We start from the raw sequence: 22,701 nt of genomic DNA, 5'->3' as shown, positions 1-22,701 counted from the left end.
CCTATGCAACAACGTGTCATCGTCGGTATGTCTGGTGGTGTAGACTCTTCTGTTTCTGCAGCACTTTTACTTCAACAGGGTTATCAAGTTGAAGGTCTTTTCATGAAGAACTGGGAGGAAGACGACGGCACGGAATACTGTACGGCAATGGAAGACTTAGCCGATGCCCAAGCAGTAGCTGATAAAATCGGTATTAAGCTGCATACAGCAAACTTTGCGATGGAATATTGGGATCGAGTGTTTGAACTTTTCCTAGCTGAATATGCAGCTGGTCGCACACCAAACCCAGATATTTTATGTAATAAAGAAATTAAGTTCCGTGCATTTTTAGATCATGCTATGACTTTAGGTGCAGACTTTATCGCGACTGGTCATTATGCACGTCGTGGTGAAACTGCATATAACTCTAAAGGCGAAGCATATGCACCATTATTACGTGGTGTAGATAACAATAAAGACCAAACCTATTTCTTGCACGCTGTTCATGGTAGAGAAATTAATAAAACTTTATTCCCTGTAGGCGAAATCGAAAAACCTGAAGTTCGCCGAATTGCTGAAGAACTTGATCTTGCTACAGCCAAGAAAAAGGACTCAACAGGAATCTGTTTTATTGGAGAACGTCGTTTTAATGACTTCCTTAAACAATATTTACCCGCTCAGCCTGGGAAAATTGTACTTGATACAGGTAAAGAAGTTGGTGAACATCACGGTCTGATGTACTATACGCTCGGTCAACGTGGTGGAATTGGTCTAGGTGGTTTGAAGGGTGCAGCTGAAGGTGCATGGTTCGTACTACATAAAGATCTGGCCAATAATCGCCTCGTTGTTGGTCAGGGACATGAACACCCACTCATGCAAAGTACTCAACTATGGAGTGAGTCAATTGACTGGGTAGCTGGTGAACAGAATATTCCAGTTGAAGGATTACGCTGTACAGCTAAAACGCGTTATCGCCAACCTGATCAGGCATGTACGATTTTTATTGATGAAAACACTGAACACGGTGTTCGCGTTGAGTTCGATGAACCTCAGCGTGCTGTTACACCTGGTCAAAGCGTTGTATTTTATTCAGATGAAGTTTGCTTAGGCGGGGGTGTCATTCACCATACAAATGCCCCTACACCAAATTTTATTTAAGGGAATGAATGGCATGGTGGAGTTACCATTTCAACAATCACAAGCCTTGAATGTTCGCCAAAACCGTGCCCTTGCCTTGGCTGGGGTATTTCAGGCCACTCAGCTCACCCACATGACAGCCATGACGGGTCAGCAAAGTATTGGTGAAAGTGGTAACTTCTATTTTGAACTATTAATCAAAGCAAGTTTAAATATTCGCCCTACAGCCAACAATGGTGTTCAAACCTTAGATTTTTTTAATCAATTAGCAGATATCTCTTTAGGGCTTAAAACACTCGAAAATTGTATTATTCAACCTTTTTCGAACATGCCTAAGTCTCGCCTTCCAAAAATGGGAACGGCCAAATTGCCAATGTCCTACGCGATGTCGCTCTTGCAGCTAGAAAAAAAGGTTTATAGCAACCCTGAATATGTCGCAATCATTGAAAAAGCTCAGCAGAAAATTTTAAAACAGCTGTCTTTTTTTGATAATAACTACTTACACCCGAGCATTTTAGCTAATTTGGCGCAAACTTATGTTGATACGGCTGGTCAGATTAATCCACGCATTTTAGTTCGTGGTAATGCAGAAGCATTTAAAGATACCAACCATACTAACCGCATCCGTGCTTGTCTGTTTACTGGCTTGCAAATGGCCCATTTATGGCGACAACTCGGCGGTAGTTCGTGGAACATGATTTTTAGCAAACGTAAATTGCTACAGGATATTCAAGCACTTGCTCGTTTACAGTACCAAGTCGTTTAAGACTATAAACGAGATTTTTTTAGTTTTATGTTTATTCCAACATTAAGGAATCGTTATGAACGCTTTAACCGCACTATCACCATTAGATGGGCGTTATGCCAGCAAATGTGATGCGCTACGCCCTTTTCTTTCTGAGTTTGGTTTAATCCATGCTCGTGTCACTGTAGAAGTGCGTTGGTTACAAGCACTTTCTAACCATCCGGAAATTGTTGAAGTTGCACCTTTTTCAAACGAAACAAATGCAGCTTTAGATGCAATTGTTAGCAACTTCTCTGAAGAAGATGCAAATCGTATTAAAGAGATTGAACGTACGACTAACCATGACGTTAAAGCAGTTGAGTATTTCTTAAAAGAGAAAATTGCTGGTATCGCTGAATTACAAAATGCGGGTGAATTCATTCACTTTGCATGTACTTCTGAAGACATCAACAATTTGTCTCACGCGCTTATGCTTAAAAACGGTCGTGAAGTTTTAGTATCAAGCATGAAGCAAATCCTTAATGCAATCTCTGCTTTGGCAACGACTCACGCAGAACAACCAATGTTGTCTCGTACACACGGTCAAACTGCTAGCCCAACAACTTTGGGTAAAGAAATGGCGAACGTGGCATACCGTTTAGCTCGTCAAATCAAACAATTTGAAAACGTTGAGTTACTTGGCAAAATCAATGGTGCTGTAGGTAACTACAATGCTCACCTTTCTGCTTATCCAGATGTTGATTGGGCTGCTCACGCACAAGCTTTTGTTGAATCTTTAGGTTTAGCATTCAACCCTTATACAACTCAAATCGAACCACATGATTACATGGCAGAGTTGTTTGATGCGTTACGTCGTTTCAATACGATTTTAATCGACTTTAACCGTGACGTATGGGGTTACATCTCTTTAGGTTATTTCAAACAAAAATTGAAAGAAGGCGAAGTTGGTTCATCAACAATGCCACACAAAGTTAACCCAATTGACTTTGAAAACTCTGAAGGTAACTTAGGTATTGCAAATGCAGTATTGGCTCACTTAGGTGAAAAATTACCAATTTCACGCTGGCAGCGTGATTTAACTGACTCAACTGTATTACGTAATATGGGTGTTGGTTTTGCACAAAGCTTAATTGCTTTCGATGCGTGCTTAAAAGGTGTTGGTAAACTTGAGTTAAATGCAAACCGATTAAATGAAGATTTAGACCAAGCTCAAGAAGTTTTAGCTGAACCAATTCAAACTGTAATGCGTCGCTACAACATTGAAAAACCATACGAAAAATTAAAAGCATTAACTCGTGGTCAAGCAATGACGCGTGACATGATGGTTAATTTCGTAAATGGTGAAGAGCTTTCTCAAGTACCAAGCGAAGAACGTGCGCGCTTAGCTGAACTTACGCCTGCAACTTACACAGGTAATGCAGCTGAACAAGCGAAACAAATTAACGATTTAATTAGCAAAATCTAATTAAAAAGTTTACAAAAAGCGGAGCTTAGGCTTCGCTTTTTTATTACACTCATATAAATCACAATAAAGACTTCATAAAATGATCGAAAAACAATTCAAACTTAAACACTATATTGCTCTTGGCTTGCTTTTGATTGCGATTGTCATTTCAGCTATTCAGCCTCTTGAATTTGAAGCCTATTTACTTCATCAAGCGGGCACAGTGTTTATGTTGATTTTGCTCTTTGTTATTTTTAAGAAGATTGGACTCGATTTTTTAAGTTTTACTTTCTATCTGCTGTTTTTGCTCATACATATTGTTGGCGCACATTACCTTTATTCATACGTTCCATACAATGATTGGATACAACAGGTATTCAATTTTAATTTAGATCAATACATGGGTTGGTCCCGTAATATGTATGATCGTTTGGTTCATCTTGCCTATGGTATTTTTCTCTACCCTCTTACTTATCGCGTGTTTCAAGTGTGGTTACCATCAGTAAAGCCATTCAGTCTTTTTTTATTAGTAGTTCAATTTGTAATGGCATCAAGTGTTTTATATGAACTTATTGAATGGGCAATTGCTATTGGATTATCTCCCGAAGAAGCCGAAAACTATAATGGGCAACAAGGCGATATGTGGGATGCCCATAAAGATATGCTGTTAGCGACTATTGGGGCAATTTTCTATGGACTTCTTGCACTGATGCTTCCATCCAAAATAAATAACTCATAAATAAAAAAGCGCTCAATGAGCGCTTTTTTAAGATCACTTTAGACAACAGGATAGGTTTGTTCTAAAAGGCTTTGTAAAACCGAAGAGGTCGTATCAGGTAAAACATACTCAAGATTGGCAGTGGTATTGCTAGCGTTCGTAGTTATATCACTCTGATCATTTACCTGAGTAGGCTTTAATGCCGCTGAAGATAAAAGAGTTTCAATTGGGTCTGGTTCACTAGATGTAGAGCTTTTTAACAAATCATCTAATGGCACAGATTTCTGCTGCTGGCTATCCGTTTCATTTGTTGTGCTTTGTACTAACTTTAATGTGTTTAACCCAACACTATCAGCAACAGATACAGTTTCTGTATGAGCAGTATCAACAGCTACCTCACTTAAATTCGCAACCTTTGGAGCGACCACGTCAAACGTAAAAGGTAAACTTATTTCGCTAGTAAACCCTTCAGCATCTGTTTGCATTAAAGTAATCGTATGTTTACCAATGGCTAAAGTTTTATCAAGTGTAAATGACCACTCACCATTAGCATTTACCTGACCTATTTTAATAATTGAAATTGCTACTCCGTTATCGTAAATAGTCAAACTTGCATGTGATTCAGCTTTGACAGTGAATTTCGGGGTTGCATCATCTGTCTCAGAGTTAGCAAGAATTTGTTTTATAGAGGTTCCATTATCATCATATACCTTAAAACTCGGTTTATCAGGAGGTGTATCCTTTGTACCATTGATTTCTAGAGCTACAGAACTATTTCCAGAGGCATCTATAGCAGATACAGAGGCTTTATCTTTAACAGTTAAAGCGGGTGAAATCGTAATTGTAAATTTTCCATCCGCATCAGCTACTCCACTACCAATAACCTTAGTACCTATTGTTATTTGTATTTTTGCATTTGCTTCAGCAGTTCCTGTTACCGTTGTTCCATCTGCATTAATTTGAGCTGAAGGTTTATCTGGCGCCAGAGTGTCATAGCCAGATTTAATTTCTAAGGGTTTAGAGGTATTACCTGCTGCATCTTCAACAACAACTGTTGCCTTTTGGGACTCTTTTAATGCAGGCGAAAGCGTGATTTGAAACTCACCTTGTGCGTTTGCGGTACCAGTTCCAATCACTTTACCATCAGCATCTTTTATCTGAACTTTTGCATTAGGCTCAGTTTGTCCTTCGACTGTGGTACCTTCTTTATTGACTTCAACTAAAGGAACATCTGGAGCGAAAGTATCCTTTCCGGCAATAATTTTAGTTGGTTCAGATTTATTGCCTACAGCATCTTCAGCGACAACTTTCCCACCTGCGTCACTTGTCAATGGAGGAGTAAGCTTTAAAGAAAAAATACCATCTTTATTTGCAGTTACAGTGCCTAGTACATTACCACTAGCATCATAAACAGTGATTTTTGCATTTGCTTCAGTTCTACCATCTAAGATTGAACCATCTTCACTTAACTGGGCGCGTGGGGCATCTGGAGCAATTGTGTCTTTACTACCAGTCACAACACCTGGTTTAGAAATATTACCAGCAGCATCCTCAGCTAAAACATTTAATTTATTCCCATTTGCTAAAGGCTTATCGAGTTTAATTGTAAAATTTCCACTTGCATCTGCAACTCCCGTTGCGACCGTATTACCAGCAGCATCTTTAATATAAATTTTTGCATTTGCTTCTGCTTTACCAGTAACCGTAACGGTATCATCCGCAACAGTAGCAGTCGGTGCAGCAGGAGCTAAGATATCTACAGGTCCTGAAGAATCATCTTTGTCATCATTATCAAAAGCCCAAAGATATAAACCTTCAGCAGCTAAAACCGCCAAACCAGCTTTTAGCACGTTACCCATCGAAAAAGTTGGGGAATCATCAACCGCCATTGTCGAAGCTGGTTGGTTCGTGCTGGTATAGGCTAAATCTGTGACATGGTTTAAACCTGTATAGTCGATCACCTTACCCTGAGCGTCAAATTGTGCTTCAACAAATTTTCCATGTTCAGTCGGAAGAACAAGTGAATGTTCTGTTGTATTCGTTACTTCATTAAAGAAATTTTCTAAGACAATAGTCTCTCCATTTTTTAAATGGACGACTAGATTTCCACCTTGTTTTTCCACCGATGCTATATCTTTTTGACTTACGCCAATTTGAATAATAGAAGGTTTACTTAACACGACCTTATTGAGCTGACCATCTTGCAGAACGTCCAAACCCTCTTTGGATGCTACAATTATTCTTGTCATTATTTCCTGTCCTAAATTTCAGTTATATTTTTAAATGTCTAACTTTTTAAATATTTCATTTAAAAGCTATTTTATTGCTGTTTAAAATATCAAAACCATGTGTTTATCACAATTCAAAAATTATATTTATCAATATTTATTTTTTACTTTCCATTAAAAATCTAAGCGTATTTAATAAGACAATTTTGAATATTAACTTTATAGAAAAAACCAGCATTTAAGCTGGTCTTTTATAACATTTGAATTAGATAAACTTATAGTTTTGGATCACGTACCTGTACAAGCGTCGTGTTCGCTTTTGCTAGACTTTCCATGACTTTGCTCATTACAGTAGGAATCAAACTATCGGCCATTTGCGCTGCTTGTAAACCCAGCTTTTCACCTAAAGTCGCTTTCTTACGTGTATTAATGACATACACATCATGTTGCGGCAATAAAGCTAATAAATACTCATCAGATGTTTGTAATTTATCAACAAGGTTAAGATCTAGCGCATCTTCACCATACCAATGTTCACCTGTCGCCACTTTATCGACATTAAGCTGTGGGCGATATTTTTCTACAAAGTGCTTAAATAAAACATGAGTTTGTTGCAGCTCTTCTTCGAACTTGGCTTTACCTTCAGGCGTATTTTCACCAAACATGGTTACCGTACGCTTATACTGCCCTGCTGTGTAAAGCTCAAAATCCACATTGTGTTCTTTTAAAAGACGATTAAAGTTTGGAACTTGAGCAACCACACCAATTGAACCCACAATAGCAAACGGTGCTGCAATAATTTCATTTGCAATACATGCCATCATATAGCCACCACTTGCAGCGACTTTATCAACACAAATTGTTAAATGAAAACCTGCATCGCGTAAACGCACCAACTGAGCTGCTGCTAGACCATAACCATGCACCATACCACCTGGGCTTTCAAGACGAACTACAATCCGGTCACGCCCTGCTTTAGCAGTTGCTAAAATCAGGGTAATTTCTTCACGCAAGTTTTCAACTGCCGAAGCTTGAATATCACCTTTGAAATCTAAAACAAAAATCTTCTGATTATTTTTACGGCGAATTTTAGCCTCTTTAGCAAGTTGTTGAGCTAATTGTAAAAGTTCTAAACGGCTTGCTGTAGTTTGCGCAATTTTTTTTCTCTGTTCATTCACACGTGCATTTAAATGGCTGACACGTATTTCCGCAGGGAGTTTAGGCAAATGGAATAACATAAAATTCTAAGCTCATAAGTTTATCTTTATAGCCTTAAGATGTGGTCCTTTTGATTAAAATTCAATAGCGATTTTGCAAAATAGAGTCATTTTCATTTATAAAATAAAAAAAAGAGCACGTGGCTCTTTTTCTTTTATTGTTTACTAATCAACCGAAGCGACCAGTAATATACGCTTCCGTTAACTGATGGTCAGGTTGAGTAAAGACTTTTTCAGTTGAGTTGACTTCAATTAAATCACCTAAATGGAAATAAGCAGTACGATCAGAAACACGTGCCGCTTGTTGCATTGAGTGAGTCACAATCACAATTGTGTATTGATTAGACAATTCAGAAATAAGTTCTTCTACTTTTGCTGTTGCAATTGGATCGAGTGCCGAACACGGCTCATCCATTAAAATCACTTCAGGACTAACAGCAATGGTACGTGCAATACATAAACGTTGTTGCTGACCACCTGATAAACCTGTACCTGGCTGGTTCAAACGGTCTTTAACCTCATCCCACAAACCAGCTTTGCGTAAACTATTTTCAACAATTTCTTCAAGGTCATATTTATCACGCGCTAAACCGTGAAGTTTAGGCCCATAAGCCACGTTGTCAAAAATAGATTTAGGGAATGGGTTTGGCTTTTGGAACACCATACCAACCTGAGCACGCAATAATACAACGTCTAGATTTGGATCATAAATATTGTGGTTATCGAGGGTAATTTTACCTGTTACGCGGCAACCATCAATCGTATCGTTCATACGGTTTAACGTACGAAGAAAGGTTGATTTACCACAACCTGAAGGACCAATAAATGCAATCACTTCATTTTGGTAAATATCTAGGTCAATACCCTTGATAGCTTCAAAATCACCATAATAAACATGGGCATCTTGTGCACTAATTTTGATTTCGTTTGAGTTCTGCTTTTTTGAAGTATGTGGTTCAAAATGCGAAACATACGAAGTGCCATGATTCAGCGATTTATCTGTAAATTGAGATTGTTCAGTATTCACTAACTTATCCTTTTCTAAGGAATTCGTAATATCAATAGTATTCATGATTTATCCTCTATTACCAACGCACTTCGAACTTTTTACGTAACCAAATTGCAAGACTGTTTAAACCAATCATTAATGCAAGTAGTACGATAATCGCAGCAGCAGTACGGCCTTCGAAGAAGTTACGCAACTCATTACCCTGCCATAAATAAACCTGTACAGGTAAAGCAGTTGCTTGATCAAATGGAGTTGCTGGAATACTTGCAACGAATGCACTCATTCCAATTAAAAGTAAAGGTGCGGTTTCACCAAGCGCATGTGCAACACCAATAATTGCACCTGTCATAATGCCTGGTAATGCCAACGGTAAAACGTGATGGAAAATCGTTTGGAACTTAGAAGCTCCCAAACCAAGTGCCGCTTGTCGAATAGAAGGTGGCACTGCTTTTAATGAAGCACGCGTGGTAATAATCACTGTTGGCAGTGTCATTAAGCTTAAAACCAAACCACCCACCAACGGAGCTGATAAAGGCAAATGCATCCAGCCAATGAAAATCGCAGCACCAAGTAGACCAAATACAATTGAAGGAACAGCAGCAAGGTTATTGATGTTAACTTCAATAATATCGGTAAGAACATTTTTTGGAGCAAACTCTTCGAGATAGATTGCGCTGGCAACACCAATTGGGATCGCAATGATGATCACGATGAGCATCATGAATAATGAACCCATGAATGCACCTGCAAGACCACTAATTGCTGGAGAACTACGTGAGTCAGGGTTCTTAAATAAGTTCAAGTTAAATGTACTTTCAAGAACACCTTTCGCCTTTAATTCATCTGCGAGCTTACGCACTTCTGGATCGAGTTGTTGCTGATCATCTGGTAATGAACGATCAATATTACCTTTTAACCAAACATCGACATTCGCATCACCTAAGAAGGTAATATTTTCTTTTTTACCAATAAGTGATGGATCTGCAAAAACCATATCACGTAGACGATAAGCTTCCGAGCTTGCATATAAGCTGCTCAAGTAGTCACGTTGTGATGCAAGTGCAGGATCTTTAGCAATCATTCCATTTACAATGATGCCATCCCAATCGACCATACCCATTTTAGTTTGCCAATCAACATAACGTTCTTGGTAATGTGCAGGTGTTTCACCTTGAGTGCGTACAGGTACTGGTCCTGCATCAATCACTTTAGGGTCAAAGTAAATTGGAACATTCATACTGGTTTGCCAAAAAGCAGGTAAACCTTTTGCCAAGATACTACCGAACAAGAGAGCAACGAATGCAAGACCAATAATGACTGCCGAGAAACCCGCAAAACGGAAAGCTTTTTCTTTACGATGACGTTTAGCCAAAGATTTTTCAATAACCTGTTTACGTCGTTCACGTGTTTCGGCAGCAGTTTTCGGATCAAATACGTTCTGATCCATAGGAGACGATGTATTTGATGTACTCATTCGTATTGCTCACGGTATTTACGCACAATGTACAGTGCTACAATATTTAATCCCAAGGTAATAACAAATAGTGTTAAACCTAGCGCGAATGCAACCAATGCTTGTGGACTTGAGAAGTCTGTATCTCCAGTCAACTGTTTTACAATAGTTACTGTCACTGTCGAAACAGCTTCAAATGGATTTGCGTGTAAAAGTGGACTGTTCCCTGCTGCTAAAACCACAATCATGGTTTCCCCAACAGCGCGAGAGACTGCCAATAAGAAAGCGCCTGTAATCCCCGGTAAAGCTGCCGGTAATACGACTTGACGAATTGTTTCAGACTTAGTCGCACCAAGTCCTAAAGAACCGTCACGTAGTGCACGCGGGACTTGAGTAATAATGTCATCTGACAAAGATGACACAAACGGGATAATCATAATTCCCATTACAAAGCCAGCAGTTAAAGCACTCGTCGCATTAATCTCTAAACCAACATATGCACCCGCTGCTTTAAAGAATGGTCCAATAATCATCATGGCAAATACACCATAAACAATTGTTGGAATACCAGCTAAGACTTCAATTGTTGGTTTTGCCCATGAGCGGAACCATGGTGAAGCATATTCAGCTAAATAAATTGCGATCATTAATCCAACTGGTACAGCAACGAGTAGAGCGATACCACTGACCATGAGCGTACCCCATAGCAATGGTAATAAACCATAACTGCCTTCAGCATTACCAGAAGTACTAAAGCCCGGATTCCATTCTGTACCAAAGAAAAAGTCCATTGGACTGACAAAACGGAAGAAGTGCATTGCTTCGCCAAACATCGACATAACGATACCGATGGTTGTTAAAATCGCAACACCAGAACATAAAATCAAACCAACATTAATGGCACGTTCAACTTGGTTACGAGCACGATATTGTTGGCTGATTTTTTTCTTTGCCCAAACCAACCCCAATAAAGCAGCACAAATTACAACAGCAAATTTGGCAAAAGAGCCAATGGTTTGAAATTTTGCAAACTGTTGAGCAGCAGCTAATTCGTAGGCTGCCGGTTTATCGCTCACCCCAAAACCTGAAGCAATTGATTGAACACGATCAACCAATACACTTCTACCCGCTTCATCAAGAGAAGCACTTACAGACGCCGGAATATTATTAAAAATAATATGATTTAAAATACTTGGTTCAACCAAGTTCCAAATGATCAAAATTAAAAAAGCAGGGATACCGCACCAAAGACCAACCAGTGCGCCATAATAACCAGGACGAGAATGTAACGTCGCCGAGTTGCTTCCCTTACCTGCTATGTTACGGCTCTTTCTCAGCCCAAGTTGATATGCAATTGCCACGAGGGCTAACAACACACCGATAAGTAGCAGATTCATGTACTCTCCACTGTTTTCTCAATTGTCATAATTTGGAAAAACAAGTTAGACAAAAAGGCTGATGAACTCTTAAGATCACCAGCCTTCATTCAAACTAACTTATTTAACAGTTTTACCTGCTTTAAAGTCAGCCAAAACTTTTGCACGTTCAGCATCAGACATCGCGATTAAACCATCACGCTCAGCTTTAGAACCTTTACCAGTTGCTTTCTTGCTTACGAAATATTCTACATATTGCGGTAAGCCTTTAACTGATTTTAAGTGTTCGCCTTTCACGTAGAAGTACAATGGGCGAGATACAGGGTATGTACCATTCAATACTGTCTTCTCAGATGGAACAACGTTGTTTACTGTTGCTACACGTAACTTGTCACGGTTCATGTCATAGAAACTTAAACCAAACACGCCTACAGCACTTGGAGAAGTTTTTAAGCGCGCTAATGTTTCTGTATAGTCGCCAGCGATTTCAATTACACGGCCATCTTTACGGAAAGTAGAACATGCTTTCTTCTGAGCATCTTTATCTAAGCTCTTGAAGTATTCATATGCTTCACAACCAGCTTCAACCATTTTCTCTTGGAAAACTTCACGAGTACCGTGGTTAGATGCAGGGATTACAAGAGTAATAGGTTCATTTGGAAGTGTTTTATCAATTTGATTCCAGTTTGTATATGGGTTTGGAACCAATTTACCTTTTGAAGGTAACTGTGCAGCTAAAGCAGCAAACACGTGGTAAGGTTTTAATTTATAAGCTGCTTTGTTTGAGTTAGACGCGAATACAATACCGTCGTAACCGATTTTGATTTCTTGAATTTGTTTTACACCAGCTTTGTTACAAGCTTCGATTTCAGTGCTTTTAATTTTACGAGAAGAGTTAGCAACGTCGATCGTGTTATCGCCAACACCTTGACAGAATTGTTTCAAACCAGCAGAAGAACCGCCAGAACCAACTACAGGAGTTTTAAATTGAGGGAAAGTATTACCAAACTCTTCAGCTACAACGCTGGCAAACGGTAATACAGTTGAAGAACCAGCAATTTGAATCGTATCACGAGCTGCATTTGCAGTCGTTGTTACAGCTGCCCCAGTTACTGCTAACGCAATTGCGATTTGACGTGGATTTAAGCGCATTCTGTTCTCTCTCATTAATGCAATAGGTTGTACGTCACTTTTTGTTGAGTGCTTGTACGCTCTTCGATAGCTGCATTGTGAATAGAAAATATGACAATTAAGTTACAGTATGATGACGCTTTAATGATTTCGATATTGTTAACTGTCACATTAATATTTTTTATGTACTATCAATTAGTTATTTTAAATATAGAGATTATTTTACCCTCTCTATCAATCTATATTATGACATTAACTAAAAATATTAAATTTTTATTTTTTATAAAATATAAAAACAAAAGGTATTATAAATATATTAAAAAACGGTAATTTAGTGATTTATTAATTTTATTATTTCAATATTTTCTGTCATTAAAATTATTATTAAAAATTTCTAGAAAAAAATAATTTCTTTGTAACATGAAAATAATATGACAAAAGATAAAGGGTTACCGACCTTAAGGCTGATAACCGCAATATCATTGTCAATTTAAAGGATCAATTCGATTGTACTTCTGGCAGAACAACCATTTTTTTACGATATTTTAAGAAGTACATCACAGCTAAAACAACAAGCCAGATTGGCCCTAAAATAACTGCCAATCTCATATCTGGAGTCATCGCCATAATAATAAGAATAAAGCATACAAAGCTAATGGTTAAATAATTACTCCAAGGACTCATAATGCTTTGGAACTTAGTTTGGCGTCTTTGCAATTTCATTGCTTTAGTAAATTTCAAATGCGTCACTGAAATCATGAGCCAGTTAATGACAAGTGCAGCCACCACAAGCATCATAAAGAGCTGAAAAGCTTGACCAGGAATCAGATAATTCACGACCACACATATTGCTGTGATAGATGCAGAAACAACTGCTGCTGGAACTGGAATACCGCGACTGTTTACTTTTTTCAAAATTGCAGGAGCATTACCCTGCTCTGCCAAACCATGTAACATACGACTATTACAATAGATACAGCTGTTATAAACTGAAATAGCAGCAATTAAGACCACAAAGTTCAGAACGTTCGCAACACCGTTACTATTGAGTGACTGGAAAATCATAACAAATGGACTGCCGCCTTCTGCCACCATGTTCCATGGATAAAGACATAAAAGAATACCGATTGCACCGATATAAAAAATTAAAATACGGTACACAATCTGATTTACTGCTTTAGGAATAGTCGTTTCAGGTTTCTTCGTTTCAGCTGCAGCAATACCAATTAATTCCAAGCCACCAAATGCAAACATAATGACAGCCAAAGCCATGACAAAACCGTGAATCCCGTGCGGGAAAAAACCACCGTGTTGCCATAAATTTGCAACACCCGCTTGCGGACCTGCTGAGCCTGAAAGTAAAAGATAAGCACCGAAACCAATCATGCTTAAAATAGCAACAATTTTAATGCAGGAAAATAAGAACTCGGATTCCCCAAAAAAGCGGACATTTACCAAGTTAATGCCGTTAATTAAAATAAAGAAAAATAAAGCAGTCAGCCATGTCGGAATTTCAGGCCACCAAAACTGTATAAACGTCCCAATCGCACTCAATTCAGCCATACTGACGAGTACATATAATACCCAATAGTTCCAGCCAGACATAAAACCCGCCATTTTGCCCCAATATTTGTTCGCAAAATAACTAAAAGAACCACTGACCGGCTCTTCAACAACCATTTCACCTAAATGGCGCATAATTAAAAAGGCAATAATTCCTGCAATTGCATATCCTAATAAAATTGAAGGACCAGCCAATTTAATTGTTTGTGAAAGACCTAAGAATAATCCTGTACCAATCGCCCCTCCGAGTGCGATGAGTTGAATATGCCGATTGGATAAGCCTTGTTTTAACTCGTGCTTATTGTTTGCATCCATAACATTATCTCCAATGTTGGTGTCACTTCCTGTACACCTTTATTCAGCACCATATCCGAAGGCCAGAAACCGACCTTCGGACATAAATAGCTTTAATATGAGTCCATTTAATTTTTGAGAAGACTTGTCCTGTCTTCTATTTAAAAAGAGATTGCATCCTTACATTTAACGGGTTGGGAACGCTCCTTTAAAATTTCGTAGCCGCGATCACCGTAGTCAAAACGCGCAATCACAGAAGCAAATTTTTTCAAACTTACTGGCGCATCCATTGCTGGTAGTTTTAATTCAATGAAAGTTAACTGATCATTTTGCTGAACGTTGTCTAAAACACTCTTAAGCTGTCCAGCGGTTTCAACCACATAAGTTGTATGGCCTTTTTTACCGTTAAATACCGCAGGAATTTCAGTGTATTTCCAGTTTTGCACGTCGTTATAGGCCGCGTTTTCACCCATAATTAAGCGCTCAATGGTATAGCCGCCATTGTTCAGCAAGAAAATGATTGGTTTTAAACCATGACGGATAATTGTAGAAAGCTCTTGTACCGTAAGCTGGAAAGAACCATCGCCAATAAATAAAATTTGACGGCGTTCAGGAGCTGCCAGCAAGCTACCAAGTAAAGCTGGCAAGGTATAACCAATAGAACCCCAAAGCGGCTGGGCAATATATTTAGCTGTAGCAGGAAGTTTGATACCTGACAAAGCAGAGTTTGATGTTCCTACCTCACCAATAATCACATCATCTTCTTTTAAGAACCCTGAAATGTAATTCCAAAGCACATCTTGGCTTAACTTTTGTTGAGCTGGAGCTTCAATTACTTTCTGAGGTTGTTTTTCAAGAAGCGGTGTTGTTGATTTACGTGGCGCGACTTTTTTATTTAGCTCGACAAGTAATTGTCCAATTTCAATACCTGGAAAATCCTGACCAAAAATATTTAGGCCATAAGATTTAATTTCGATGTAGTTTTTGGTCTCAATTTGATGAGTAAATACAGCTGAACCTACATCGGTAAAACGTGCACCAACACCAATTAAACAGTCAGATTGTTCAATGATATTTTTTACATGAGGTTGGCTTGCCCCACCCACATAAGTTCCAATGTAACGAGGTGAACCTTCATCCATAATATTTTTTGCAGTATTCATGCCTGCAAATGGAATTGAGCATTTTTGAGACAAATCATTTAAAAGTGACGTTACACCAAAAACTGAAGCTTCATTATCAATAAGAAGTGCAGGACTTTGAGCATTCTCAATAATGTCACAGAGTTTGCTTACCACACTCTGCAATAATTCAGGTTCAACAGCTGGATAACTTAGGTCGAGCGGACGCTCAGACACTTCAATTTTAACGTGAGTAATATCACCAGGTAGTTGAATGTGTACAGGACGGCGTTCAAGGAAACACTGACGTAATACACGGTCAATTTCAAAAGCTGCATTTGCTGGAGTTAAACGTGTTTGGGCAACTGTGAACTCTTTCATACAGTTCATAATATTGTCGTAGTTACCATCGACAAGCGTGTGGTGTATTAGTGTGCCCTTTTGAACCGCATGTAAAGGCGGAATACCTGAGATATGAATAAGAGGTACATTTTCTGCATAGGCACCTGCAATACCATTAATCGCACTTAAGTCACCTACACCATAAGTGGTTGCCAAGGCAGAAAAACCGTTAATTCGTGCATAACCGTCTGCTGCATAGGCAGCATTTAATTCATTACAATTTCCAATAAATTCGAGTTGTGGGTCTGCTTCAACTTGTTCTAGATATGAGAGGTTAAAATCACCAGGTACTCCAAAAAGATGTTGGATACCCATTTGTTTTAAACGAAGATTTAAAAAGTCACCGATTTCTATGAACATTGCTCTATATCCTTTGAGACCAATTTTTATTCCATAGAAAAATAATATTTCATCTATCTTTTAGATTTCGTGCATAATGAAAACGCATTTTAATAAAAATACATGATTTGTGTATCATAAAAGGATTTTATGCAATGGATAAGTTCGACTGGCAAATCATTCAGGCACTACAAAAGAATGGACGGCTCACCAATCAGGAAGTTGGAGATTTAATTGGTTTATCTGCTTCTCAATGTTCTAGAAGAAGACAGCTACTTGAGCAAAAAGGCATAATTTTAGGTTACACGGCCCGCATCCAGCAACAAGCGCTAGGACTGGAAGTTACAGCGATGATTCACATTAATTTAAGAACACATGAGGCAAAATCTCAGCAGGCTTTTCAAGAGTTAATTGAAGCAGAAGATAACATTCAAGATGCATTTTCAATTAGTGGCGATGCGGATTTTATTTTAAAAGTCGTTGCTGAAAACTTAGAACAGCTTTCTCAATTTGTAACCGAAAGATTGCTTTCTTATAATTTTATTGGCCACATAAAGTCTTACATTGTTCTAAAAAAAATTAAAGAACAGAATCATTTTTTAATCAAACCTAAAGGTCACGGTTACCATCACACGACTTAAACAGGTTAGTATTTAATAAGATAATTTAAAATAAAAAGGCGGATTTATCATCCGCCTTAGAATTAATATTTAGACTTTACTAATATGAACTGTTTGCCCAATCGTATTTTCAAGCAAGCCTTCCAGACCAAATTCAGCACCTAGACCAGACATTTTCCAGCCACCAAAAGGCGCATGAGGCAGGACTTCTGCATGGGTATTAATCCAAACAGTACCGCATTGAAGCTGACTAGCGTAAGTCTGTGCTGCTTTAATATCAGAAGACCAAATTGAGCCACCTAAACCAAACTCACTATCATTGGCACGAGCAATAGCATCGTTGATATCGGTATATTTTAAAACAGGTAACACAGGGCCAAACTGTTCTTCTTGCACCACGCGGCAAGAATCAGAAATTTCAGTCAAAATAGTTGGTGCAATAAAGTAGCCCTGCTCTGGTAACTGCTTTTGCCCAGAAAGTGCTTTTGCCCCCTGTTCAATCGCTTCAGCAATAAGTGCTTTCACTTTGTTATATTGCATTTGATTTTGTACTGGACCAAATGTTGTAGAAGACGCCATACCATCACCCACAACTTGAGCGTTGGCAATATCAGCTAACTTTTGAGATAAAGCTTCATATTGGCTTTCATGCACATATAGACGCTTTAAGGCTGCACATGTTTGACCAGCGTTTAAGAACGCCATATTAAAAATCTTGGCTGCAATTTCATCGATATTTGCATCAGGCAATACAATACCAGCATCATTACCACCCAACTCTAAAGTTAAGTGTTTTAGGTGCTGAGCTGCCCCAGCCATAATGTGCTGACCTGTTCGAGTTGATCCCGTAAACACGACTTTTTGTACATCAGGGTGAGAAGATAATGCTTCACCAATCTCACCAGCACCAACTACAATTGAAATTACGCCAGCAGGAACTTCTTGCTGAATGATTTCACATAAACGTAAAGTCGATAGTGGGGTGTATTCAGAAGGTTTACTAATGACAACGTTACCTGCACGCAATGCAGGCATGATATGCCAAACCGCAATCATCAATGGCCAGTTCCAAGGAGTAATTGAAGCCACTACACCTAATGGTTGGCGATGGCGCTCAATACGCTTGGTTTCACTGTCTTCAATTACTTCTACTGGTAAATCCATAGTAGCTGCGTAACGCGTCCAGCCAATTGCGCCCTGCACTTCCATTTGAGCAAGTGCGAGTGGCTTACCCTGTTCAAGCACAACCAACTCTGCGAGCATTTCAGCGTGCTTTTCAATGCCATCTGCAATCTTGCTCAAGATTGACTTACGCTCTTCGTGTGAAACTTGTTGCCAAGCTTTAGATGCTTGTTTAGCAGCACTCACTGCCTGATTTACCTGCGCAACCGAAGCTTTTGCACAACGTGCAGCAGTTAAACCTGTAGCGGGGTTAAGAATTTCTAGCTCGCCTTGCTCACCTGAACAAAGTTGACCGCCAATAATGAGTTTAAATTCATTGAGCATATTCGCTTGTTGCATTTCTTCTTCCTTGTCTTAATTGTAATTACAGCCACTTACTTTTTTCAGTTAAAGCGGGATTATTCAAAGTAAGTATGATATTGATATATCAATGTGACCAAAAATATTGGGGACATACCAATACAATAAGAAATTTGCTCCCCATAAATCATGCATAATTATTTTTGTTTTTTGAAAATATGCATGATTTGTGCATGTATTCTTTTCTTCATACACAATTCAAATAAAAATAATCTGCAATAAAAAAGCCCGGCAATAAACCGAGCTTTTTTTTGTTATCAACTCAATTAGTCGATTGGTGGTACATAGTTACCAGAAGCAATTGCATCTTTAATGCGGTCAGCTTCAGCCAATACTTGACCTAAAAGGTTTTTAACGTTTTCAAATGTCACAACAGGGCTTAATGTTGTCATTTTCAATGACTGTACATTACCAACTTTTGTTACACCGATATTTGCCTCACCACGTGCAAACAATTCGTCCGCTACGTTTTGGTTCAAGCTATCGATAAACTCAACTGGGTAGCCTTGTGGCACAACACGGAATAATACCGAAGCAAACTGAGGCTCAACTAAAAGTTCTAAACCATCAGTTGCCTTAATGTAATCTGCAACTTCACGAGTAAGTTTTACACCATGGTCAATCATTGAACCATAAAGGTCTTCACCTAGTGATTCGATTGTCATCCACAATTTCAATGCATCAAAACGACGAGTCGTTTGTAATGATTTAGACACAAGGTTTGGTACACCGTGCTCTTCGTCATAAGCAGAATTCAAGTATTCAGCTTCGTAGTGCATGAAACGATAGTTCGCTTCATCTTTCAACAAGAACGCGCCACAGCTAATGCTTTGGAAATAATGCTTATGGAAGTCGAGGGTAATCGAGTCAGACAACTCAATACCATCAAGCATTGCACGATAGTCATTTGACAGAATTAATGCACCGCCCCATGCCGCATCGATATGCATCCATGAACCATATTTATTGGTAATTTCACGGATTTTCTTCAATGGGTCAATTGCACCAGCATCGGTTGTACCTGCTGTCGCAACGACACAAGCAACAACTTTACCTTCAGACTGAAGATGCGCCATCGTTTTTTCGAGAGCATCTACATCCATCTGTGCATTTTCATTCACAGGAACAGTCACAACTGACTGGAAACCCATGCCCATCATTGCCATGTTCTTTTGCACAGAGAAATGCGCATTTTCAGAACAAATGACTTTGACATTTTTCATTGCATCGGCAGGAATACCATCACGCTGTACAGACCATGGGTTACCATTTTCGTCTTTCCAGTTTTTCGAGATGCACCAGTCACGAGCAAGCAATACACCCATCAAGTTAGATTGAGTACCGCCAGAAGTGAAAACACCAGCCTGACCAGAACCATAACCTACTTTTTGACGCAACCAATCAATGAGCTGAACTTCCATTAATGAACCTGCCGGGCTTTGATCCCATGAGTCCATAGATTGGTTAGTTGCATTGATTAACACTTCCGCAATCTGGCTCATCACCATGGTTGGGCAGTGTAAATGTGCTAATGAATGTGGATGATGTACTTTCAAGCTTTTATTCAAGAAAAGCTCAATCATACGTTGAAGAGATTCTTGTACACCCATACCTTCTTTTGAAGGTTGGAAAGAAATTGCTGAACGCAATTCTTTAATGCTACCACCAGTGTACATCTTTTCATTTTGCAACCATGCTGAAACGGCTTTTACCGCTTCGCCCATTGCTGACTCATAGTCAGCAATGGATTGTGCATCATTGCAGAGTAACGCTTTACGATGTTCTGCAAAATCCACCATACTTATGCGCCTCGTACTGCAACCAATGCTTCTGCAATTGCTTTCTTAAAGCGAGCAACTACTTCAACACACTCGTCTTGAGTGATGATAAGCGGGCAAAGTAAACGAATTACTGTACCGTTACGACCACCTTTTTCAAGCAATAATTTATTGTTGAAACAAGCAGTTTGAATTGCAGCAGCTAATTGTGAGTCAGCAGGATGCGAACCAATACGATCAGCTGGTTTACGCTCGTCAACGATCTCAACACCGATCATTAAACCGCGACCACGTACGTTACCGATACATGGGAATTCTTGAGCTAATTTTTTAAATTCAGCTTGTAAGAAGTCACCACGCTCTTGCGCATTTTGAGCAAGATTTTGTTCGCTAATCGTTTTTAATACGACAAGACCAGTACCCATAGCAAGTTGGTTACCACGGAAAGTACCCGTGTGACCAGCAGGCTGCCAAGCATCAAATTTACGTTTAATACCTAATACTGCAAGTGGTAAACCACCACCTACTGCTTTAGACATTACAACAACATCAGGTTCAATACCTGCATGTTCAAATGCAAACATTTTGCCTGAACGTGCAAAGCCAGCTTGAACTTCGTCTAAAATTAAAACGATGTTGTGCTTTTCAGTCACTTCACGGATTTTTTGCAACCATTTTACTGGAGCTGTAACTACGCCGCCTTCACCTTGAATCGCTTCAAGAATCACAGCAGCCGGTTTTGTTACACCGCTTTCTACATCTTCAATAAAGTTTTCAAAGTAGTAAGTTAAAGCGTCAACACCAGCTTCACCACCTAAACCAAGTGGGCAGCGGTATTCATGCGGATATGGCATGAATTGTACGCCTGGCATTAAACCGTTAACTGCATTTTTTGCACTTAAGTTACCAGTCATAGCAAGCGCACCATGGGTCATACCATGATAACCGCCTGAGAAACTGATCACTGAACTACGGCCAGTGTAAGTCTTAGCAAGTTTAATTGCTGCTTCAGTTGCGTCTGCACCAGCAGGACCACAGAACTGCAAGCAATATTCTTCTTTACCACCAGGTAAATATGCTAACAATGCTTCAGTGAATGCATCTTTTAAAGGTGTGGTTAAGTCTAAAGTATGCAATGGCAAACCACTTGCCAATGTATCTTGAATACTTTGAATCACCGCAGGATGATTATGACCTAAAGCCAATGTACCTGCCCCAGCTAAACAATCAAGGTACTGTGTACCTTCAACATCAGTAACCCAGCATCCTTGTGCTTTCGCTATCGCTAACGGTAATTTACGTGGATAGCTACGAACATTTGATTCCATTTGACTTTGGCGAGTCAAATAATATTCGTTAGTAGCATTAGTGGCAGGGTTAACGGAAGTAACGCTCATATCGGATTACCATCTCTGATAGGGGTAGAAAGAAATAAGTCTGGTGACGATTGGTCCTTTGACTCGGTGCTTTATAGAACTAGTAAAGACACTTATTTTATATCTTGTAACTAGGAGCGCGATGATACCTAATTTTACAAGAAAAAAAACGTCTTTTATGTACTTTACTCATCTAATCTTATTGAAAAAATGTATCATCCCAATAGTTATGATGAATTATCATCATACTATGTGACAACCTAAAGAAAATATTCTTTTTTTATATTACTTTGATTTTTTAAGTTACATTGAAACACTTTAATTTTAAGCTTTTAATTTTTAAAGACTTTATATTTACCAAAATTTAAAAAAACCTGATTTTAATATTACAAATACGCCACAAAATCTGCAAAAGTTATGCATAAGTTATGTTTAACATTTCCTAATGAAAAAAATTAAATTTATATTAATTTTTAAAGGAAAAATTTATGCGTACTTTAGCCGTCTCTATCCTTCTTTTAGGTTCTCTCCTTAGCCCTTTAGTTTTTGCTCAGGATGACAATGCTTTGAACTACAATATTGTAAATGTACAAGCGGAAGCTTCTCGCCAAGTTTCAAACGACGAAATGCATGCAACTTTATATATTGAAAAAAGTAACAAACAACCAGCCGAGCTTTCAAACCAAATTAATCAATTGATGAATCAAGCGCTTAGCGTTTCTCGTAAATATCCTCAAGTAAAAGTGGAAACTGGTGCTCAAAGTACTTACCCAATTTACGATAACGATAGCAATAAGTTAAAAGAATGGCGTGGCCGTGCTGAAATCCGTCTTGAAAGTAAAGACTTTAAAGCTGCTAGCCAGTTAGTAAACGAATTACAGCAAAACTTCCAAACTCAATCGATTAATTTTACGGTTTCTGATGAACAACGTAAAAAAGTTGAAAATGAGTTAATGGTAGAAGCATCTAAAAACTTCCAACAACGTGCTCAAATGTTGACCCAAGCTTGGAATAAAAACCAATATAGTTTGGTCACTCTAAACCTGAACACAAATAACTATTTCCCACAACCTGTAATGCGTGCCAGCATGGCTAAATTTGCTATGGCCGAAGCTGCACCAGCTCAAGACATGGCAGCTGGTGAGTCTAAAATTACTGTAAATGCAAACGGTTCAATTCAGTTTAAATAATTTGTTTCTCTAAAAAAAGCCCTGAACTCATCAGGGCTT

The 22,701-nt window shown here is 38.7% G+C and carries 17 protein-coding genes; 6 read left to right on the top strand and 11 right to left on the bottom strand.

All coding sequences use genetic code 11. From position 1 onward, the window contains the following. Positions 1 to 3: 3 nt before the first annotated feature. From mnmA to yjdF, 4 genes are all read left to right on the top strand, one after another. Positions 4 to 1,137, top strand: coding sequence for a tRNA 2-thiouridine(34) synthase MnmA (gene mnmA / locus F928_RS06780; RefSeq protein ID WP_005073282.1), 1,134 nt, complete (start codon positions 4 to 6; stop codon positions 1,135 to 1,137). 13 nt (positions 1,138 to 1,150) lie between these two features. Further along, positions 1,151 to 1,882: a high frequency lysogenization protein HflD gene (hflD, locus tag F928_RS06775; protein ID WP_005073279.1), complete on the top strand. Its 732-nt coding sequence runs from the start codon at positions 1,151 to 1,153 to the stop codon at positions 1,880 to 1,882. 55 nt (positions 1,883 to 1,937) lie between these two features. Next, positions 1,938 to 3,326 carry an adenylosuccinate lyase gene (gene purB, locus F928_RS06770; RefSeq protein WP_005073277.1) on the top strand — a complete coding sequence of 463 codons (1,389 nt, stop codon included), beginning with the start codon at positions 1,938 to 1,940 and terminating at the stop codon, positions 3,324 to 3,326. 79 nt (positions 3,327 to 3,405) lie between these two features. After that, on the top strand, positions 3,406 to 4,044 hold the full coding sequence (yjdF, locus tag F928_RS06765; protein ID WP_005073275.1) for a DUF2238 domain-containing protein: 639 nt from the start codon (positions 3,406 to 3,408) through the stop codon (positions 4,042 to 4,044). Between the two features lie 38 nt (positions 4,045 to 4,082). Here the strand turns inward: yjdF and blp2 are convergent, their stop codons facing one another. The 8 genes from blp2 to F928_RS06725 form a co-directional block, all read right to left on the bottom strand. After that, positions 4,083 to 6,272: an Ig-like repeat protein Blp2 gene (gene blp2 / locus F928_RS06760; protein ID WP_005073272.1), complete on the bottom strand. Its 2,190-nt coding sequence runs from the start codon at positions 6,270 to 6,272 to the stop codon at positions 4,083 to 4,085. 254 nt (positions 6,273 to 6,526) lie between these two features. Further along, positions 6,527 to 7,489 (bottom strand): protease SohB, encoded by a 963-nt coding sequence (sohB, locus tag F928_RS06755; protein ID WP_002118820.1) that lies wholly within the window; start codon positions 7,487 to 7,489, stop codon positions 6,527 to 6,529. A 148-nt stretch (positions 7,490 to 7,637) separates the two neighbouring features. Next, complete coding sequence (pstB, locus tag F928_RS06750; protein WP_005067963.1) at positions 7,638 to 8,540, bottom strand: phosphate ABC transporter ATP-binding protein PstB; 903 nt, start codon at positions 8,538 to 8,540, stop codon at positions 7,638 to 7,640. Between the two features lie 13 nt (positions 8,541 to 8,553). Next, complete coding sequence (pstA, locus tag F928_RS06745) at positions 8,554 to 9,951, bottom strand: phosphate ABC transporter permease PstA (RefSeq protein ID WP_005073268.1); 1,398 nt, start codon at positions 9,949 to 9,951, stop codon at positions 8,554 to 8,556. Beyond that, positions 9,948 to 11,327 (bottom strand): phosphate ABC transporter permease subunit PstC, encoded by a 1,380-nt coding sequence (pstC, locus tag F928_RS06740; RefSeq protein ID WP_002119004.1) that lies wholly within the window; start codon positions 11,325 to 11,327, stop codon positions 9,948 to 9,950. Before pstC ends, pstA begins: the two co-directional genes overlap by 4 nt. Positions 11,328 to 11,426: 99 nt before the next feature. Beyond that, positions 11,427 to 12,458 carry a substrate-binding domain-containing protein gene (gene sphX, locus F928_RS06735; protein ID WP_005073265.1) on the bottom strand — a complete coding sequence of 344 codons (1,032 nt, stop codon included), beginning with the start codon at positions 12,456 to 12,458 and terminating at the stop codon, positions 11,427 to 11,429. 477 nt (positions 12,459 to 12,935) lie between these two features. Further along, a complete protein-coding gene (locus tag F928_RS06730; RefSeq protein ID WP_005073263.1) occupies positions 12,936 to 14,315 on the bottom strand; it encodes an amino acid permease in 1,380 nt (459 codons plus the stop codon). A 140-nt stretch (positions 14,316 to 14,455) separates the two neighbouring features. Continuing rightward, complete coding sequence (locus tag F928_RS06725) at positions 14,456 to 16,177, bottom strand: alpha-keto acid decarboxylase family protein (RefSeq protein ID WP_005073262.1); 1,722 nt, start codon at positions 16,175 to 16,177, stop codon at positions 14,456 to 14,458. Between the two features lie 134 nt (positions 16,178 to 16,311). Between F928_RS06725 and F928_RS06720 the strand changes: the two genes are divergently transcribed. Then, entirely contained in the window at positions 16,312 to 16,797 is a 486-nt protein-coding gene (locus F928_RS06720; RefSeq protein ID WP_004643588.1) for an Lrp/AsnC family transcriptional regulator, read from the top strand. A gap of 69 nt (positions 16,798 to 16,866) precedes the next feature. On the opposite strand, the gene F928_RS06715 is transcribed toward F928_RS06720, so the two are convergent. The 3 genes from F928_RS06715 to dat form a co-directional block, all read right to left on the bottom strand. Continuing rightward, a complete protein-coding gene (locus F928_RS06715) occupies positions 16,867 to 18,297 on the bottom strand; it encodes an aldehyde dehydrogenase family protein (RefSeq protein ID WP_002118947.1) in 1,431 nt (476 codons plus the stop codon). A 287-nt stretch (positions 18,298 to 18,584) separates the two neighbouring features. Beyond that, positions 18,585 to 20,117, bottom strand: a complete 1,533-nt coding sequence (gene ddc, locus F928_RS06710; protein ID WP_002118849.1) for a pyridoxal phosphate-dependent decarboxylase family protein — start codon at positions 20,115 to 20,117, stop codon at positions 18,585 to 18,587. A 2-nt stretch (positions 20,118 to 20,119) separates the two neighbouring features. Then, on the bottom strand, positions 20,120 to 21,493 hold the full coding sequence (dat, locus tag F928_RS06705) for a diaminobutyrate--2-oxoglutarate transaminase (RefSeq protein WP_002118718.1): 1,374 nt from the start codon (positions 21,491 to 21,493) through the stop codon (positions 20,120 to 20,122). A gap of 467 nt (positions 21,494 to 21,960) precedes the next feature. On the opposite strand from dat, the gene F928_RS06700 reads away from it, so the two are divergent. Further along, positions 21,961 to 22,662, top strand: a complete 702-nt coding sequence (locus F928_RS06700) for an SIMPL domain-containing protein (RefSeq protein WP_005073256.1) — start codon at positions 21,961 to 21,963, stop codon at positions 22,660 to 22,662. Positions 22,663 to 22,701: the final 39 nt, after the last annotated feature.

Origin of the sequence: Acinetobacter pittii ATCC 19004 = CIP 70.29, from assembly GCF_000369045.1 — a bacterium.
In the GTDB taxonomy this organism is placed as follows: domain Bacteria; phylum Pseudomonadota; class Gammaproteobacteria; order Pseudomonadales; family Moraxellaceae; genus Acinetobacter; species Acinetobacter pittii.
Note: the sequence above shows the minus strand (reverse complement) of the source record. Positions and strands in the feature narration are given on the sequence as shown.

What these genes read in the sequence shown, in the direction of transcription:
- sohB (WP_002118820.1), bottom strand. Translation starts at nt 7,489, where the DNA reads ATGTTATTCCATTTGCCTAAACTCCCTGCGGAAATACGTGTCAGCCAT.
- sphX (WP_005073265.1), bottom strand. Translation starts at nt 12,458, where the DNA reads ATGCGCTTAAATCCACGTCAAATCGCAATTGCGTTAGCAGTAACTGGG.
- pstB (WP_005067963.1), bottom strand. Translation starts at nt 8,540, where the DNA reads ATGAATACTATTGATATTACGAATTCCTTAGAAAAGGATAAGTTAGTG.
- F928_RS06725 (WP_005073262.1), bottom strand. Translation starts at nt 16,177, where the DNA reads ATGTTCATAGAAATCGGTGACTTTTTAAATCTTCGTTTAAAACAAATG.
- mnmA (WP_005073282.1), top strand. Translation starts at nt 4, where the DNA reads ATGCAACAACGTGTCATCGTCGGTATGTCTGGTGGTGTAGACTCTTCT.
- blp2 (WP_005073272.1), bottom strand. Translation starts at nt 6,272, where the DNA reads ATGACAAGAATAATTGTAGCATCCAAAGAGGGTTTGGACGTTCTGCAA.
- pstC (WP_002119004.1), bottom strand. Translation starts at nt 11,327, where the DNA reads ATGAATCTGCTACTTATCGGTGTGTTGTTAGCCCTCGTGGCAATTGCA.
- yjdF (WP_005073275.1), top strand. Translation starts at nt 3,406, where the DNA reads ATGATCGAAAAACAATTCAAACTTAAACACTATATTGCTCTTGGCTTG.
- hflD (WP_005073279.1), top strand. Translation starts at nt 1,151, where the DNA reads ATGGTGGAGTTACCATTTCAACAATCACAAGCCTTGAATGTTCGCCAA.
- ddc (WP_002118849.1), bottom strand. Translation starts at nt 20,117, where the DNA reads ATGGTGGATTTTGCAGAACATCGTAAAGCGTTACTCTGCAATGATGCA.
- F928_RS06730 (WP_005073263.1), bottom strand. Translation starts at nt 14,315, where the DNA reads ATGGATGCAAACAATAAGCACGAGTTAAAACAAGGCTTATCCAATCGG.
- dat (WP_002118718.1), bottom strand. Translation starts at nt 21,493, where the DNA reads ATGAGCGTTACTTCCGTTAACCCTGCCACTAATGCTACTAACGAATAT.
- F928_RS06720 (WP_004643588.1), top strand. Translation starts at nt 16,312, where the DNA reads ATGGATAAGTTCGACTGGCAAATCATTCAGGCACTACAAAAGAATGGA.
- F928_RS06715 (WP_002118947.1), bottom strand. Translation starts at nt 18,297, where the DNA reads ATGCAACAAGCGAATATGCTCAATGAATTTAAACTCATTATTGGCGGT.
- pstA (WP_005073268.1), bottom strand. Translation starts at nt 9,951, where the DNA reads ATGAGTACATCAAATACATCGTCTCCTATGGATCAGAACGTATTTGAT.
- purB (WP_005073277.1), top strand. Translation starts at nt 1,938, where the DNA reads ATGAACGCTTTAACCGCACTATCACCATTAGATGGGCGTTATGCCAGC.
- F928_RS06700 (WP_005073256.1), top strand. Translation starts at nt 21,961, where the DNA reads ATGCGTACTTTAGCCGTCTCTATCCTTCTTTTAGGTTCTCTCCTTAGC.